Raw genomic sequence first — 14,347 nt, forward strand, 5'->3', positions numbered from 1 at the left:
TGGTGACGACCGGCGCGTCGACGATCATCGGGTCGACCGGCAGGGAGACCGTGGTGGGGTCGCCCTCCCCGGCGCTGACGATGATGAAGTCGAGCTGGGGTGATCGGCGGCCGGCGGCCGGGGCCGAATCGGTCTCGGCCGGCTGCCCGGTGCTTGTTCGATCACTATGAGGGGGTCGTGAGCTGCGAGGATACGGGCGCCTTCGATCCCGGACAACGCTGTCGCAGGGCGGTGACATGATCACGGATCGTTCGCGGGAGTCCACGTCACCCGCTGTCCGGGGGCGGCCCCGGGACCTGTCCGCCGGTCCCGTCGAGCCGTCCCCGGCGGATTCGCACCCGGGGCCGGTCCGTCACCAGCCGAGCGGGCCGCCCTCGGGCTGCTCGTGCCGGACCGGTGCGACGGGACGGGCGTCGTGGCAGGTGAAGCCGAGCCGGATCAGCGCCCGGCGCATCTCGCCCGTGGTGATGTCCCGGCGGTTCAGGCCGGTGACCACTTCGCCGACCTGGATCACGGGGTAGACCCGCCGGACGATGGTCACGGACAGGCCGGTGACGGTCTCGGGGGTGACGCCACTCATCGACTGCTCGACCTCACTCTTGGTCAGGTCGAAGGGGAATCGGGCGATGACACAACGCATGGATGCCTCCACAGGATGGGGAAGAACGCCGGAGAGGATGACCGCGGGACGGCGGCCGGTCAGGGGCGAGGGGCGGTCGGGGTAGGTCGGGGGCGGGGACGGGGACGGACGCTCGGGGCCGTGCGGTCAGGGGGTGAGGGCGAGGACGCCCAGGGCGTAGCCGTGTTCGTCGATCACGGGTGACACGGTCAGGGTCCGGACCCGCATGGCGGCTTCCGCCGCACCCAGCGCGGCCACGGACGAGGTGAACGGTCCACGGTCGAGCGCGAGGTCGCGCAGCTGTGTCCGGTCGCTGTACCACGAGCCGCCGTGGTGCTCGGCGAGTTGGGCCCGGGTGACCAGTCCCGCGCACCGTCCGTCCTCGTCCCTGAGGAGCAGGTGCGCGACCCGCGCACCGATGAGCACGGACAGGGCCACATCGACCGCCGTGTGGTCGTCGACCTGCGGCCCGGGGGCGCGCATGGCGTCGCCGGCGGTCGGTCCGGTGTCGTCGGCCGACCGTGTGGGGGACGAGAACGGTGTCAAGCGCTGCTCCTCTTCATGGGACGGATCCGCGGGACCCCGGCCCGGGGGTCCCCCCGGGGGGTTGCGGGTCTGCTGGCTTGCGGGTCCGCGGTGGTGCGGGGGCCGGGGGTGGCTCCCCGGTGGTTGCGGGTCCGGGGGTCTACGGGCTTACAGGTCCGCAGGTCCGCGGGTTTACGGCGATGAGGCTCCCCGAGGCTTGCAGCTCCCCGGGTTCCAAGCCCCGTAGGTTCGCGGCCCCCGGGCTTGCAGCCCCGGAGTTGAGAGCCCCTCCCCCGGGCTTGCAGCCCCGTAGGTTCGCGGGCCCCCGGGGCCGGACGGTGAGGCGGTCGGACGGGTGACGCGGTCGGACAGGTGAGGCGAGTGAACCGGGTCGGACGGGTGAGGCGGGTGAAGCGGGTGAGGCCGGTCGGGCGGTGGTCGCGGCCGGGCGGCGACGGCCGTGGTGGCCGGGGTCGGTCCCGGCCGTGGAGGGCGCCCGCCGTGGAGGGCGCCTGCCGTGGTGGGCGCCCACCGTGGAGGGCGCCTGCCATGGGCCGTGCCCCACCGCGTGACGTTCGCCCGGCGTGGTCTACGGGCTGGTCTCCGGGGCGGGGCGACGGGAGCGGGCGGCGGTCCGGCCGCCTTCCCCGCCGCCGGGGCGGCCACGGAAGGAGCCCCGGCGTCCGCGCGAACGGCCGCCGCCGGATCCCTTGCCCTTGCCCTCGTTCCGTTCGCCGGCCGGTGCGGCCAGGGTGACGGGGGTGCCGGAGGGGGTCCGGGCGCCGGTGATGCGCTGGAGTTCCGCCTCGCCCGGACGGACCCGGACGCCGCGGGGGGCGATGCCGGCGTCGGCCATCAGCCGGTCCACGGCCCGCCGCTGGTGGGGCAGGACCAGGGTGACGACGGTGCCGGACTCACCGGCCCGCGCGGTACGGCCGCCGCGATGCAGATAGTCCTTGTGGTCGCCGGGCGGATCGACGTTCACGACGAGGTCGAGTCCGGCGACGTGGATTCCGCGGGCGGCGACGTTGGTGGCCACCAGGACGGTGACGTGGCCGTCCTTGAACTGTGCGAGCGTCCGGTTGCGCTGCGACTGGGACTTGCCGCCGTGCAGCGCCGAGGCGCGCACCCCGACCGAGAGCAGTTGCTTGGCCAGCCGGTCCACCGCGTGCTTGGTGTCCAGGAACATGAGGACGCGGCCGTCACGGGCGGCGATCTCGATGGCCGCGGTGTCCTTGTCGGTGTCGCGGACATGGAGCAGATGGTGCTCCATGGTGGTGACCGCCCCCGCGGACGGGTCGACCGAGTGCACGACCGGGTCGTGGAGGTAGCGGCGTACCAGGAGGTCGATGTTGCGGTCCAGGGTGGCCGAGAACAGCAACCGCTGGCCGCGCGCCGGGACTTGGTCGAGCAGCGCGGTGACCTGCGGCATGAAGCCCATGTCGGCCATCTGGTCGGCCTCGTCCAGGACGGTCACGGCGACCTCGTCCAGTCGGCAGTCCCGCCGCTCGATGAGGTCCTTGAGGCGGCCGGGCGTGGCGACGACGACCTCGGCGCCGCCGCGCAGGGCGCTCGCCTGACGGCCGATCGACATACCGCCCACCACCGTGGCGATCCGCAGCCGCAGGGCGCGGGCGTAGGGGGTGAGGGCGTCGGTGACCTGCTGGGCGAGTTCCCGGGTGGGGACGAGGACGAGGGCGAGCGGGCTGCGGGGCTGGGCGCGCTGCCCGTCGAGGCGGGCCAGCAGCGGCAGGCCGAAGGCGAGCGTCTTGCCCGAGCCGGTACGGCCCCGGCCCAGGACGTCCCGGCCGGCCATCGCGTCGGGCAGGGTGGCCGCCTGGATCGGGAAGGGCACGGTGACGCCCTCGGCGACGAGCGCGGCCAGCAGCCGTGCGGGCATGTCCAGTTCACCGAAGGTCTCGACCGCCGGAAGCGGGGCGGTGAGGGTGACCGGCAGGGTGAACTCCTGTCGGCGCGCGGAGGGCGCGGAGCCGGAGCCCTGGCCGTTCCTGCGTCCGGTGCTCGGGCGGGGAGCCGCCTGGCGGCCGGTGAAGCCCGCCGAACGTGCGGAGCGTCTGTCCGTGTGACGGCCACCGGAAGTGTTACCGGGGCGACGGATACGGTTCATGGAGGAACCTTCCTCGATACGGCGTGTCGAGGAATTCCGTCCAGCGGCGAAGGCCGCGCGAGGATTCGCAAGATGAGCCGAAGAAAAAAGAAGAGCCGGGCCTCGTGGCGTCTTTGCCGGGACGGCCGGCGGTCCGGAAAATCCGGAAAGCTGAAAATCTGGAGATCAGGAAAGCAATGAGTCGGGGCCCGCACCCCAAGAGCGCGGGCCCCAGACACACGTCACCTGATGCGTGAGCCCATGGGCTCACGACGGTCGAGCGTCGACGTCAGGCGTCAGGCCGGAACGATGTTCTCGGCCTGCGGACCCTTCGGGCCCTGCGTGACGTCAAAAGACACCTTCTGGCCTTCCTGAAGCTCGCGGAAGCCCTGGGCGGCGATGTTCGAGTAGTGGGCGAACACGTCGGTGCCGCCGCCGTCCTGCTCGATGAAGCCGAAGCCCTTTTCCGCGTTGAACCACTTCACGGTGCCAGATGCCATATTGAATCTCCCTCGGGGGCAGTACCGGACGCCGTCTCTTACGGGTCCGGGTCGCCGCGATGATCACCCCTCCGGAAGGATCCGGAAAGATCCGGAAAAGCTCTGTGAAGAACAATGACCCGGTAATCAAAACTGCAACGCCTATCACGCTAACACAGGCCGGGTGCAGGGGGCCATGCACATTAAGGAACAGCCCCGGTAATTCCTGACCCATCGGATTCCGTATATCTGTAACGGCGGTACTAGGTATCCGCGCCGCGCTCGTCGAGTTTCCGGTGAATTTCGCGGTTCGCCCGGAGGGCGTCGTCGAGTTGCCGTTCCAGCGAGATGATGCGGCACGCGGCGTCGATGGGAGTGCCCTGGTCGACCAGCTCACGGGCCCGCGCGGCGACCCGCAACTGGCGCCTGGAGTAACGGCGGTGACCACCGTCCGAGCGCAGCGGCGTGATCAGCCCGGCCTCGCCGACGGCCCGGAGGAACGCGGGTGTGGTGCCGAGCACGTCAGCGGCCCGGCCCATCGTGTAGGCGGGGTAGTCGTCATCGTCGAGGCTGCCGTTGCCGGGGCCGTTCTCAGCGGGCATGACACCTTCGTTTCGGGGACGCTGCGGGAAGACCGGGGGGTGTGGCGCCCGTGTTCCGGCCGTTCGGCTCCACCTGCCTCGTGCCTCAACCTTAACTCCGGCGGGTACGGACATGTGTCCCCGCCGTGACAGGTTTCCGCCCGCGCCCCGCACCCCGGCGTCCGGCTCAGGGCCCGGCCCCGTCACCCGTTCACCCGGCCGTGGCGCGCAGCAGTTCCTCCAGTTGCCGCGCGGCGGGGAGCGGGGCGGCGGGCCGCGCCACATGCACGGTCCGCCGCAGGGCCGGTCCGCCGAGGCGGCGCAGCACGATGTCACCGGGGACCGCCCACGCCGCCAGCGAGGGCACCAGCGCCACCCCGAGCCCGGCGGCCACATAGCCGAACTTCCCGGCCCACTCGGCGACCCGGATGATCTTCCGGGGGGCGCCGCCGACCCGGGCCCAGGCGTCGGCGAGCAAGGTGGGCCGGTCGCCGTAGGCGCGCTGCACCCACGCCTCGTCGCTCAGGTCGAGCAGGTCGACCGGTCCGCCGGAGGCGAGCCGGTGCCCGCGCGGAAGGGCGACGAACAGGTCGTCCTCGCACAGCACGGCCGTCGTCACCCCGTCCGCCGACGGCAGCCCGTACGGGTAGTCGCTGACGACCGCGAGGTCGAGCGCCCCGTCCGCGACCCGCTCCACCAGTTCCGCGCTCGGGCCCTCGACCACGACGGGCTCGACCTGCGGTCGGGCCTCGCCGAGGGCCCGCAGGGCGGCGGGCAGCAGGGAGATGTTGGCCGTGGCGAACGCGCCCACGTGCAGCAGCCCGCCCGCTCCGGCGTGCAGGACGGCCAGTTCCCGCTCGGCCCGCGCCAGCCGGCCGAGCACCTCCAGGGCGTGCCGGTGCAGCACCCGTCCGGCCGGAGTGAGCCGTACGCCCCGCGGCAGCCGCTCGAACAGCGGGCCGCCCGCGCGCTGTTCCAGGGTGGCGATCCGCCGGGACACCGCGGACTGGGTGTAGTTGAGCCGCACCGCCGCCCTCGTGAACGACCCGGTGTCGGCCACGGCCACCAGCAGCCGCAACGCGTCGGTCTCCATGAGCGCCACCCCTCGTACCGGATCCCCTTGCCGCCCGCCCGCGGTCGGAGAACACATTCCCTCGGTGCATGAGTCCTATGCGATCCCCTCGCTGGTGTCATGTCCGGGCCGGTCCTACGGTCGTTCTCGCGGCGCCCCCGCCCCGGGCACGGGAGGCGGGCGACCGTACCGACACCACCCATGAACTCCCGGGAGGACGTATGTTCCGCACACCGGTACCAGCGGCGCGGGGACGTGAGCAGAGGTGAGCCGGGGTTCCGTCCTCGCCCTGCCGGCGATGCTGGCCGATCTGGAGGAACTGGTCGGCTGCGAGTCCTTCTCCGCCGATCACACCGCCCTGGCCCGCAGCGCCGAGGTGGTCGCGGCGCTCGGCGCACGGCTGACCGGCGCCGGGCCCGAGGTGATCGTCATCGACGGAGTCAGCCATCTGCGCTGGGCCTTCGGCACCCCGCGGGTGCTGCTGCTCGGCCACCACGACACGGTGTGGCCCCTCGGCTCGCTGCGCTCCCGCCCCTGGTCGGTGGAGGCGGGGGTGGCCCGCGGCCCCGGCGTGCTGGACATGAAGGCCGGTCTGGTGCAGCTCTTCCACGCCCTGGCGTCCCTGCCCTCCCTCGACGGGGTGTGCGTCCTGGTCAACGGTGACGAGGAGGTCGGCTCCCCGACCTCACGGCAGTTGATCGAGGAGACCGCGCGGCGCTGCGCCGCCACCCTCGTACTGGAACCGGCCGCGGACGGACAGGGCGCGCTCAAGACGGCCCGCAAGGGTGCCTCGCGCTACGAGGTGGAGATCCACGGCCGGGCCGCGCACGCCGGTCTCGAACCGCACCGGGGGGTCAACGCGTCCGTCGAGGCCGCCCACCAGGTCCTGGCGCTCGCCGCGCTCGGCGCCTCGGCGCGGACCGACGCCGCCGACCCCCTGCTGGGTGCCACCACGGTCACTCCGACGCTGCTGTCGGGAGGCAGTTCCCGCAACACCGTCCCGGCCCGGGCGCGGGTGTCGGTGGACGTCCGCGTACCGAGCGGCGCCGCGCAGGACCGGGTGGACACCCTCATCCGGCAGTTGACGCCGAGCACGCCCGGCGCCCGGCTGGAGATCGTGGGCGGCGCGAGCCGTCCCCCGATGGAGCCCGCCGCCTCCGCCGACCTCTTCGCCCTGGCCCGCGACATCGCCGCGGAACTGGGCCAGGGGCCGCTGCGCGGGCTCGCCGTGGGCGGGGTCTCGGACGCCAACCAGACCGCGGCGGCGGGCTGTCCGACCCTGGACGGCCTCGGCGCGGTGGGCGAGGGCGCGCACGCCGAGACCGAGTACGTCCGGGTCGACCAGCTGATCCCGCGCGCCCGGCTCGTCGCGGAACTCATCGCCCGGACGATCGCCGGACCGCCCCGGCCGCGGGACTGAAATGCCCCGGGGCCCGGGGGCCCGGGGGCCCGGAGGCTCGGAGGCCCGGAGGCTCAGGTCGTGACCGTGTCGGCGACTCCGAATCCGGCCTCGGTGATCGCGTCCCGCAGGAGCCGGTCGTCAAGGCCCGTCCCGTGCACGGTCACCGACTTGGCGTCGACGTCCACGACCACCTCACTCACCCCCGGCACCTCGGACACCCGCTGGGTGATGCCCGCCGCGCAGTGCGCGCAGCTCATCCCGGTGACGCCGTACCGCTTCTGCTCCTGTGTCATGGCGCTGCTCCTCATGGCCTCATGGCCTCATTGCCTCATGGCCGGATGTATTGAATGTGCAGAATTGCCGAGGATGTCCCGGCCCTCTAGGAGTCGGCGGAACGGAACCCGGAGTTCCACACTCGATCGGGTGACATCCAGGTCAGTGCACCGGGCGAGGTCCGGGTTTATGGGCGGCGAGGAGGGCCATGTCGTCGTCGGTGAGGTCGCCCGAGAAGTGCCGTACGTCGTCGGCGAGGGTGTTGAGGAGCCGGGTGGGGGTCGGGAAGGTCCGGCCCCTGAGGCGGTCCACGGGGTCGTAGAAGGTGCCGGCGGCGTCACGGGCCTCCGAGAGGCCGTCCGTGTAGAGGAGCAGGGTGGCGTCCGCGGGGAAGGGCCAGCTGTCGGGTTCGTGCGGCGCGGGGTCCAGGTCCGAGAGCCCGAGGGGAAGCTGGAAGGCCCGGGGGGTGAGGGCGGTGACCCTTCCGCCCCCGTCGAGGAGCAGGGGCGGCGGATGGCCGCGGTTGAGGGTCCGTACGGTCTGCCGGCCCGGCGGGATCTCGACCAGGACGCAGGTCACGAACGCCTCCCCGGCGTCGGCGGCGGTGCGGCCCGCGCTCTCCCGCGCGAGGGCGTGTTCCAGCCGCCTCGCCACGTCGGCGAGGGTCTCCTGCTGGTCCGCGGCCTCGCGGAAGGCGCCCAGCACCACGGCGACGGTCTCGATCGCCGTGATGCCCTTCCCCCGGACGTCGCCCATCAGCATCCGTACGCCGTAGGGGGTGTCCTGGGCGCCGTAGAGGTCGCCCCCGATCAGCGCGTCCCGCTGGGCGGCCTCGTACCGGGCGGCCACCCGCAGCCCGGCGATGCGGTCGGCGGGCGTGGGCACCACGGCACGCTGGGCGGCCTCCGCCACCTCGCGGGCCGAGGCGAGCTGTTCGCGCCCGCGGTCCACCACCGTGTTCAGGAGTACGGCGATGGCGGTGGCGAAGGCGATCGTGGCCAGCTCGGTGGCCAGATGCTGTGTCGCCACCGACTCCCACACGCTCCCGGCGACCAGGTGCAGCAGGACGGCGGCGGCCAGTGCGAGACAGCCGAAACCCACGGTCTGCCACCGGGTGAAGAGCGGCGCCGCCATCAGCGGGGCGGCGACGAAGAGCGGGGTGCCGGTCAGCTGGGTGGGGGTGAAGAGCTGGAAGACGGCGCCGAGGGCGATGAGGAGCAGGGGCAGCAGCCGGGAGAGCACCGCCAGCGCGGGCTGCCCGGACCGACCGGACCGACCGAATGGACCGAATCGGCGGGGCCGGTGTAGCCGGTGGGATCGGTGGGACCGGTCCGGGGATGTGGCGGGGGGTGGTGGGTCGGCCCCCGGCCCCTGCGGTGTGCTCTCTGACCCATGGGACATAAGGTGCATTATCTGGCCATCCGGTCAGATAGTCCCCACCTGTGCCCGCTCGACACGCCCCCGCCCGAACCACCCGGCGTGCCGCGCCCTGAGGCCCGGTCAGGCGGTGGGCATCAGAACGGTGTCGACGATGTAGACGTTGGCGTTGGCGGTCCTGACGTCGCCGCAGACGACCTTGGCGGACTCGCCGACGGTGTAGGACTCGCCGGAGCCGGAGGTGGTGAGCTTCGACGTCTCCAGGGTGTCGAAGGAGCCGTTCTCCAGGTCGGCCGGAGCGAGCTTCTGCCCGACGACGTGGTACGTGAGGATCTTCGTGAGCTGGGCCTTGTCGTTGAGCACCTTGTCGAGGGTGGCCTTGGGAAGCTTCGCGAAGGCGTCGTCGGTCGGCGCGAACACCGTGATGTCCTGCGCGCTGTTGAGGGTGTCGACCAGCCCGGCCTTCTTCACCGCCGTCACCAGGGTCGACAGGGCGGGGTTGTTGGACGCGGCGGTGGCCACCGGGTCCTTCGCCATGCCGTCGAACGAACCGGCGCCGTTCGCGGGCACCGACGCGCAGCCGGGCCCGAACGGCTGGTCCATCGCGGCGCTGTCGCCGGAACCGGCCGAGGTGTCCTCGGCGGCCGGGGCCGACGCCTCCGGGGCGGAGTCGGACTCGGTGGAGTCACCACCGCTGTCGGAACAGGCGGCCAGGGCCAGGGGCAGTACGGCCACGGCGGCGAGGGCGGCGGCGGTGCGACGGACGCGACGGATACGGCTGACGCGGTTGATGTGGGTGATGTGGTTGATGTGGGTGTTCATGGTGTCTCTCCTGTGGGAACGAGCGGCCCGTGCTGGTTCACAGCTGCCGGTGCCGCGGGTACATGGGGCGGGAAGAACGGGGGCGCGAGGCGGCGAGGGGGGACCTCGGGGTTCACTCGACGGTGACGACCACGGAGTGCCGGCCGCTGGCGCCGTCGGGGACGGTCCTCGTACGTCGCTCCGTCTGCACCGCCCCGGTCCGGTCCGTGGCGCGGACGGTGAGGGTGTGGCCCCCCTTGGCGGCCTGCCAGGCGTACGACCACTGGCGCCAGGTGTCACGGGTGTGCTCGGCGGCGAGGCGGGCCTCCCGCCAGGGGCCGTCGTCGACCCGGATCTCGACCCGGTCGATCCCGCGATGCTGGGCCCAGGCGACCCCGGCGACCATGACCGTGCCGGCCCGGGGCCGCGCGAACGGCTTCGGGGTGTCGATCCGGGACTGGGTCTTGACCGGCGCCCGCCGGGCCCAGTCCCGCTGGACCCAGTAGGGGTCGTAGGCGTCGAAGGTGGTGAGTTCGATGTCCCTGATCCATTTGCAGGCGGAGACGTAGCCGTAGAGGCCGGGCACCACCATGCGGACGGGGAAGCCGTGGTCGAAGGGCAGTGGTTCACCGTTCATGCCGAGGGCGAGGAGGGCGTCCCGGCCGTCCATCAGCTCCTCGACCGGGCTGCCGAGGGTCATGCCGTCCACGGAACGGGCCACCAGTTGGTCGGCGGGCCCGCCCTCCGAGGGCGGCCTCACCCCGCACTCCGCCAGCAGGTCGGCCAGGCGTACGCCGATCCAGCGCGCGGTGCCGACGTACGGTCCGCCGACCTCGTTCGACACACAGGTCAGCGTGATGTCCCGCTCGACCAGTTCACGCCGCAGCAGGGCGTCGTAGGAGAGGGTGAGCGGGCGGGTGACGCCCTGGCCGTGGATCCGCAGCCGCCAGGTGGTGGCGTCAATCCGCGGTACGACCAGCGCGGTGTCGACCCGGTAGAAGGAGCGGTTCGGGGTGCGGAAGGGGCTGACTCCGGGGATCCGCAGCTGGGTTCCCCCGGGGACGGCCGAGGCGGGGGAACCGGGAGCCGGCAGGACCACCCGGGCACGGGAGGCGATCGCGTCGTCGGCGCTGGAGCGGTTGAGGACCCGGCCGAGGGCCCCCGCCCCGGCCGACGCCACCGCGGCGGCCCCCGCCGCGAGCACGAAGCCACGACGGTCCCAGCCCTCGGCCGGACCCTCGGCGCCCCCCGGGCCACCGGCGCGCCGGGCCGGCCGCGTGAGCCGCCCCACCAGCACGTACAGCACGGCCGCCCCGGCGACCGCGCCCACCACCGACGGCACGGCGTCGACCGGACCGCTCGCGTCCGGCCGGCTGATGGCGGCCGACGCCCCGACGCAGCCGAAGACGAGGACCCCCGCCGCGCCCGTACGCCGGAACCGCGGCGCGAGCGCTCCCAGGGCCAGCGCGAAGAGCGCCAGCACCAGGAGGATCCCCGCTTGCAGGACCAGTTTGTCGGCGGTGCCGAAGTTCCGGATCGCCCAGTCCTTGACCGCGGCCGGCGTACGGTCGATCGCCGCGCCGCCGACCGCCACCACCGGCCCGGCCTGCGGGCGCACCGCCGCGGACACCGCCTCGGCGACGGCGAGCGCGGCGCAACCCGCCAGCACCCCGCTGAGCGCGCCCAGCCACACACGCGCCCGGCGGTGCCGCCGGTCCCGGGGGTCGTTCTCGTCGTCGCTCACGTGGGGAATCCGGCCCCGGACGGCCCGCGGATTGGTCCTCGCCGGATCGGATGAAACAACCGGCCGGGACCCATCCGCGCCGGTCATCGGCTACGGATACCTTGTCCACGTCTACCTGGTCCACGTCTACCTGGTCCACGTCTACCTGGTCCACGTCTACCTGGTCCACGTCTACCTGGTCCACGTCGACTACGCGGTGAGGAGCCGCATGAACCCGTCGATGGCCGCCTAAGCGAACGTCAGCAACGCCAGGGGGGTGGACGTGGGTCGGGGCGAGCCGCCCTCGGGCTCGACCGTGATGCCCATGCCCGAGGAGCGGCCGACAGCGCCCCGCATCAGTACCGTCTGATCCGCGCGGCCCGGGTCGAGCAGACCGGCGGGACGCATGGTGCCGCCGCCGTCGTCGAACCACAACTGGTACGTCTTCCCGCCGGGCGGACGCGGCAGACCGGACACGACGAACACCGCCCGGTCCCTGGCCCGGGACACGACCACACCGCCCGTCGCCCCGTCGGCCAGCACGGCGCCGGCCTCCGTCTTCGCGTCCGGCGCGGACAGTACCGCCGCCACCTCCGCCGAGAGATCGGCCGCCCCCCGTTCCGCCTGTTCCGCGGAGTGCGCCCGGCTCAGGGCGTCCTCGGCCCGGTCGTACTGCCACCACGCCGTGCCGCCCAGGGCCGTGACGGCGAGACAGGCCGCCAGCGTCCAGCGCGACAGGAGACGGGCCCGCGCGATCCCCTTCCCGGGGCGGGCGGGCGGCCCCGGTGTGCGGGGCGCTTCCTGGCGTACGGAGGTGATCCGGCGCAGTACCTGCCCGCGCATGTCCTGGTGGGGTGTGACGGAGACGGCGAGGCCCAGGCGGACCGCGGTGGCACCCAGCTCGGCGCTCTCCCGCGCGCACGGCTCGCACCCGGCCAAGTGCCGCTCGAACGCCTCGCGTTCCTCCTCCGACAGCGCGTCCAGGGCGTAGGCACCGGTGAGGTGGTGCGGATCGCCGGTGATCATCGCGTCGCCCGCGGGCCGTCCGGTGGTCATGCGGTCACCCCCAGGCAGTCCCGCATCCGGATCAGGCCGTCCCGCAGCCGGGTCTTGGCCGTGCCCAGCGGCAGTTTCAGGGCCTCGGCCACCTGGCGGTAGGTCAGCCCCCGGTAGTAGGCGAGGGTCACCGCCTGCCGCTGGATCTCGGTCAGGGTGCGCAGACAGCGCCGTACCTGCTCCCGTTCCAGCCGCGCCTCGACCTGCTCGGTCACCTCGTCGTACTCCGGTGTCCGCTCCAGCAGCGCCGCCTTGTGGTCCCGTACCGCCGCCGCCTCCACGGACCGCACCCGGTCCACCGCCCGGCGGTGGGCCAGGGTCAGGATCCAGTTCACGGCCGTACCGCGTTCGGGCCGGTAGCGCGGGGCGGTGCGCCACACCTCGACGAGCACCTCCTGGGCGACCTCCTCGGACTGGGCCCGGTCGCGCAGCACCGCCCGCGCCACCCCCAGCACCCGGCCCGCCACGGCGTCGTACACCGAGGCGAACGCCTCCTCCTCGCCGAGCGCCACCCGTCCCATCAGGGCCTCCAGATCCGGCTCGGTCGACGGTTTCCTGCCGATGTACACGGCCTCTTCCACTCGGTCCTCCGTACGGTCCTCCATGGTCAGGAGAGCTCCAGTCGTAATCCGGACCTGTGGGGGGCGGGGATTGGTCCCCTCCCCCATCCAACCCCGGCCGCCCGGCGGACCGGGTCACCCGTACGGCGTGGATCCGTTCGTGCGGGCGGCGGAGCCGGGTGAGGGTGGTGAGGGGAGCGGGCCGGTCAGGAGGTTCGGATGACGGACGGCGACGGACCCACGGAGGGCCCCACGGGCGGACCTACGGGCGGCCCCACGGGCGGCCCTACGGGCGGACCTACGGGCGGCCCCACGGCCGGACCCACGGGCGGCCCCGAGAAGCGGCAGCCGCCGGGCGACGGCGACGGCAATGGGGGCGGCGACGGCGGTGGCGACGGCGGTGGCGGTCGCTCCGACATGGCCGGGCTCCAGGCACGGGTGCAGGCGCTGGAGAGCGACCGCGCCGCCCGCCCGCACCGGCATCGCGGCCGGTCCTTCTTCGCCGCGCTGTTCCTCGTCCTCGGCTGTCTCCTCGCACCGCTCTCCGTCGTCGCGACCTGGGCGGCGGCCGAGGTCGGCGACACCGACCGCTACGTGGCCACGGTCGCCCCGCTCGCCTCGGACCCCGACGTGCAGAACGCCGTCGCCGACCGGGTCACCGACGCGCTGATGACCCGGATCGACCTGCCGGTCCTGCTGTCGCAGGCGGCGCCCCAGGACCGGCCCCGCCTCCAGCGGGCGCTGGGCGGCCGGCTGGGCGACGCGCTGGAGAGCGCCGTACGCAGCTTCGTCCACGACCAGGCCCAGCGGGTCGTGGAGTCGAACGCCTTCAAAACGGTCTGGACCGACGCCAACCGCAGGGTCCACGCCTCCCTCGACAAGGCCCTCACCGGCAGCGGCGGCGGCGCGGTGCAGTTGACGAACGACTCGGTCACCCTCGACCTCGGCCCGGTCGTGGACCAGGTCAAACAGCGTCTGGTCGCCGCCGGACTGACCGTCGCCGAGCGCATCCCGCAGGTGCACACCGACATCACCCTCGTCCGCTCCGACCGGATCGGCGCGATCAAGACGTACGTACGACTGCTCCAGATCGCCGGGATCTGGCTGCCGGTCCTCGCCGTCGTCCTCCTCGCGGCGGGCGTCCTGCTGTCGGTCCGGCGCCGCCGCTCCCTGATCGCGGCCTGCCTCGGCGCCGCCGCCGCCACCGGGCTCCTCGGCATCGGCCTGCGCGTGTTCCGCTCGTTCTACCTCGACGCCCTGCCCGCCGACGTCTCCCCGGGCGCGGCCGGCGCCGTGTACGACGCCCTGACCCACTTCCTGGTGACCGCCGCCCTCATGGTCGTCGCCCTCGGGGCCGTCATCGCCCTGGGCGTCTGGCTGACCGGGCGGGGCCGGTACGCGGGGCTCGTCCGGCACGGGTGGGTCTCCGGCATCGGGGCGGTGCGGTCCACGGCCGACGGGGCCGGACTGCGCACCGGCCCCGTCGGCCCCTTCGTACGCCGCCGCCGGACCTGGATCACCTGGATCCTGGTGGTGGGGGCGCTGCTGGTCCTCCTGTTCTGGTCGTACCCGACCGGGTGGACCGTGGTCGGTGTCGCGCTGTGCCTGCTGTTCGCGCTGGCGGTGGTGGAGTTCCTGGCAGGGGGCGGCAAGGACCCGGCGGGCGGTGCTACAGCAGCGTCGCGCCGAGGATGAGCACGAAGGCGAGGGCGGTGACGCCCTGGCCCAGGGGGAGGCGGCGGTCCGGGCGCGGTAGGCGGTGAGTCGTGGCC

Annotated in this window: 15 protein-coding genes; 3 read left to right on the forward strand and 12 right to left on the reverse strand. The window is 73.4% G+C overall.

What is annotated here, in order from left to right:
* Positions 1–352: 352 nt before the first annotated feature.
* The 6 genes from ACIQNG_RS24690 to ACIQNG_RS24715 form a co-directional block, all read right to left on the reverse strand.
* Positions 353–640 (reverse strand): SCO5918 family protein, encoded by a 288-nt coding sequence (locus ACIQNG_RS24690; RefSeq protein WP_401436388.1) that lies wholly within the window; start codon positions 638–640, stop codon positions 353–355.
* 126 nt (positions 641–766) lie between these two features.
* Complete coding sequence (locus ACIQNG_RS24695) at positions 767–1,165, reverse strand: CBS domain-containing protein (RefSeq protein ID WP_401436386.1); 399 nt, start codon at positions 1,163–1,165, stop codon at positions 767–769.
* Positions 1,166–1,733: 568 nt separating this feature from the next.
* A complete protein-coding gene (locus ACIQNG_RS24700; protein WP_401487842.1) occupies positions 1,734–3,272 on the reverse strand; it encodes a DEAD/DEAH box helicase in 1,539 nt (512 codons plus the stop codon).
* A gap of 275 nt (positions 3,273–3,547) precedes the next feature.
* The gene (locus ACIQNG_RS24705; RefSeq protein WP_401436380.1) at positions 3,548–3,751 is read right to left on the reverse strand and encodes a cold-shock protein; all 204 of its coding nucleotides are present in this window, start codon (positions 3,749–3,751) and stop codon (positions 3,548–3,550) included.
* Between the two features lie 242 nt (positions 3,752–3,993).
* Positions 3,994–4,332, reverse strand: coding sequence for a MerR family transcriptional regulator (locus ACIQNG_RS24710; RefSeq protein WP_401436378.1), 339 nt, complete (start codon positions 4,330–4,332; stop codon positions 3,994–3,996).
* A 190-nt stretch (positions 4,333–4,522) separates the two neighbouring features.
* Positions 4,523–5,404, reverse strand: coding sequence for a LysR family transcriptional regulator (locus tag ACIQNG_RS24715; RefSeq protein ID WP_401436376.1), 882 nt, complete (start codon positions 5,402–5,404; stop codon positions 4,523–4,525).
* A 277-nt stretch (positions 5,405–5,681) separates the two neighbouring features.
* On the opposite strand from ACIQNG_RS24715, the gene ACIQNG_RS24720 reads away from it, so the two are divergent.
* On the forward strand, positions 5,682–6,803 hold the full coding sequence (locus ACIQNG_RS24720) for a M20 family metallopeptidase (RefSeq protein ID WP_401488217.1): 1,122 nt from the start codon (positions 5,682–5,684) through the stop codon (positions 6,801–6,803).
* A gap of 53 nt (positions 6,804–6,856) precedes the next feature.
* Here the strand turns inward: ACIQNG_RS24720 and ACIQNG_RS24725 are convergent, their stop codons facing one another.
* The 4 genes from ACIQNG_RS24725 to ACIQNG_RS24740 form a co-directional block, all read right to left on the reverse strand.
* Positions 6,857–7,078, reverse strand: coding sequence for a heavy-metal-associated domain-containing protein (locus tag ACIQNG_RS24725; protein WP_401436373.1), 222 nt, complete (start codon positions 7,076–7,078; stop codon positions 6,857–6,859).
* A gap of 142 nt (positions 7,079–7,220) precedes the next feature.
* Complete coding sequence (locus ACIQNG_RS24730) at positions 7,221–8,300, reverse strand: PP2C family protein-serine/threonine phosphatase (RefSeq protein ID WP_401487845.1); 1,080 nt, start codon at positions 8,298–8,300, stop codon at positions 7,221–7,223.
* 258 nt (positions 8,301–8,558) lie between these two features.
* Positions 8,559–9,257: a fasciclin domain-containing protein gene (locus ACIQNG_RS24735; protein ID WP_401487847.1), complete on the reverse strand. Its 699-nt coding sequence runs from the start codon at positions 9,255–9,257 to the stop codon at positions 8,559–8,561.
* A gap of 112 nt (positions 9,258–9,369) precedes the next feature.
* A complete protein-coding gene (locus ACIQNG_RS24740) occupies positions 9,370–10,980 on the reverse strand; it encodes a sulfite oxidase (RefSeq protein WP_401487849.1) in 1,611 nt (536 codons plus the stop codon).
* A 31-nt stretch (positions 10,981–11,011) separates the two neighbouring features.
* Between ACIQNG_RS24740 and ACIQNG_RS24745 the strand changes: the two genes are divergently transcribed.
* Positions 11,012–11,212, forward strand: coding sequence for a hypothetical protein (locus ACIQNG_RS24745; RefSeq protein WP_401487851.1), 201 nt, complete (start codon positions 11,012–11,014; stop codon positions 11,210–11,212).
* On the opposite strand, the gene ACIQNG_RS24750 is transcribed toward ACIQNG_RS24745, so the two are convergent.
* Positions 11,209–11,985 (reverse strand): anti-sigma factor domain-containing protein, encoded by a 777-nt coding sequence (locus tag ACIQNG_RS24750; protein ID WP_401488219.1) that lies wholly within the window; start codon positions 11,983–11,985, stop codon positions 11,209–11,211. The two genes, ACIQNG_RS24745 and ACIQNG_RS24750, sit on opposite strands and share 4 nt — an antisense overlap.
* A 26-nt stretch (positions 11,986–12,011) precedes the next feature.
* Positions 12,012–12,596 carry a sigma-70 family RNA polymerase sigma factor gene (locus ACIQNG_RS24755; RefSeq protein WP_401436487.1) on the reverse strand — a complete coding sequence of 195 codons (585 nt, stop codon included), beginning with the start codon at positions 12,594–12,596 and terminating at the stop codon, positions 12,012–12,014.
* A gap of 198 nt (positions 12,597–12,794) precedes the next feature.
* On the opposite strand from ACIQNG_RS24755, the gene ACIQNG_RS24760 reads away from it, so the two are divergent.
* Entirely contained in the window at positions 12,795–14,270 is a 1,476-nt protein-coding gene (locus ACIQNG_RS24760) for a PT domain-containing protein (RefSeq protein ID WP_401487854.1), read from the forward strand.
* The last annotated feature ends 77 nt before the right edge of the window (positions 14,271–14,347 follow it).

This window comes from Streptomyces sp. NPDC091377, assembly GCF_044757045.1.
Classification (GTDB): domain Bacteria; phylum Actinomycetota; class Actinomycetes; order Streptomycetales; family Streptomycetaceae; genus Streptomyces.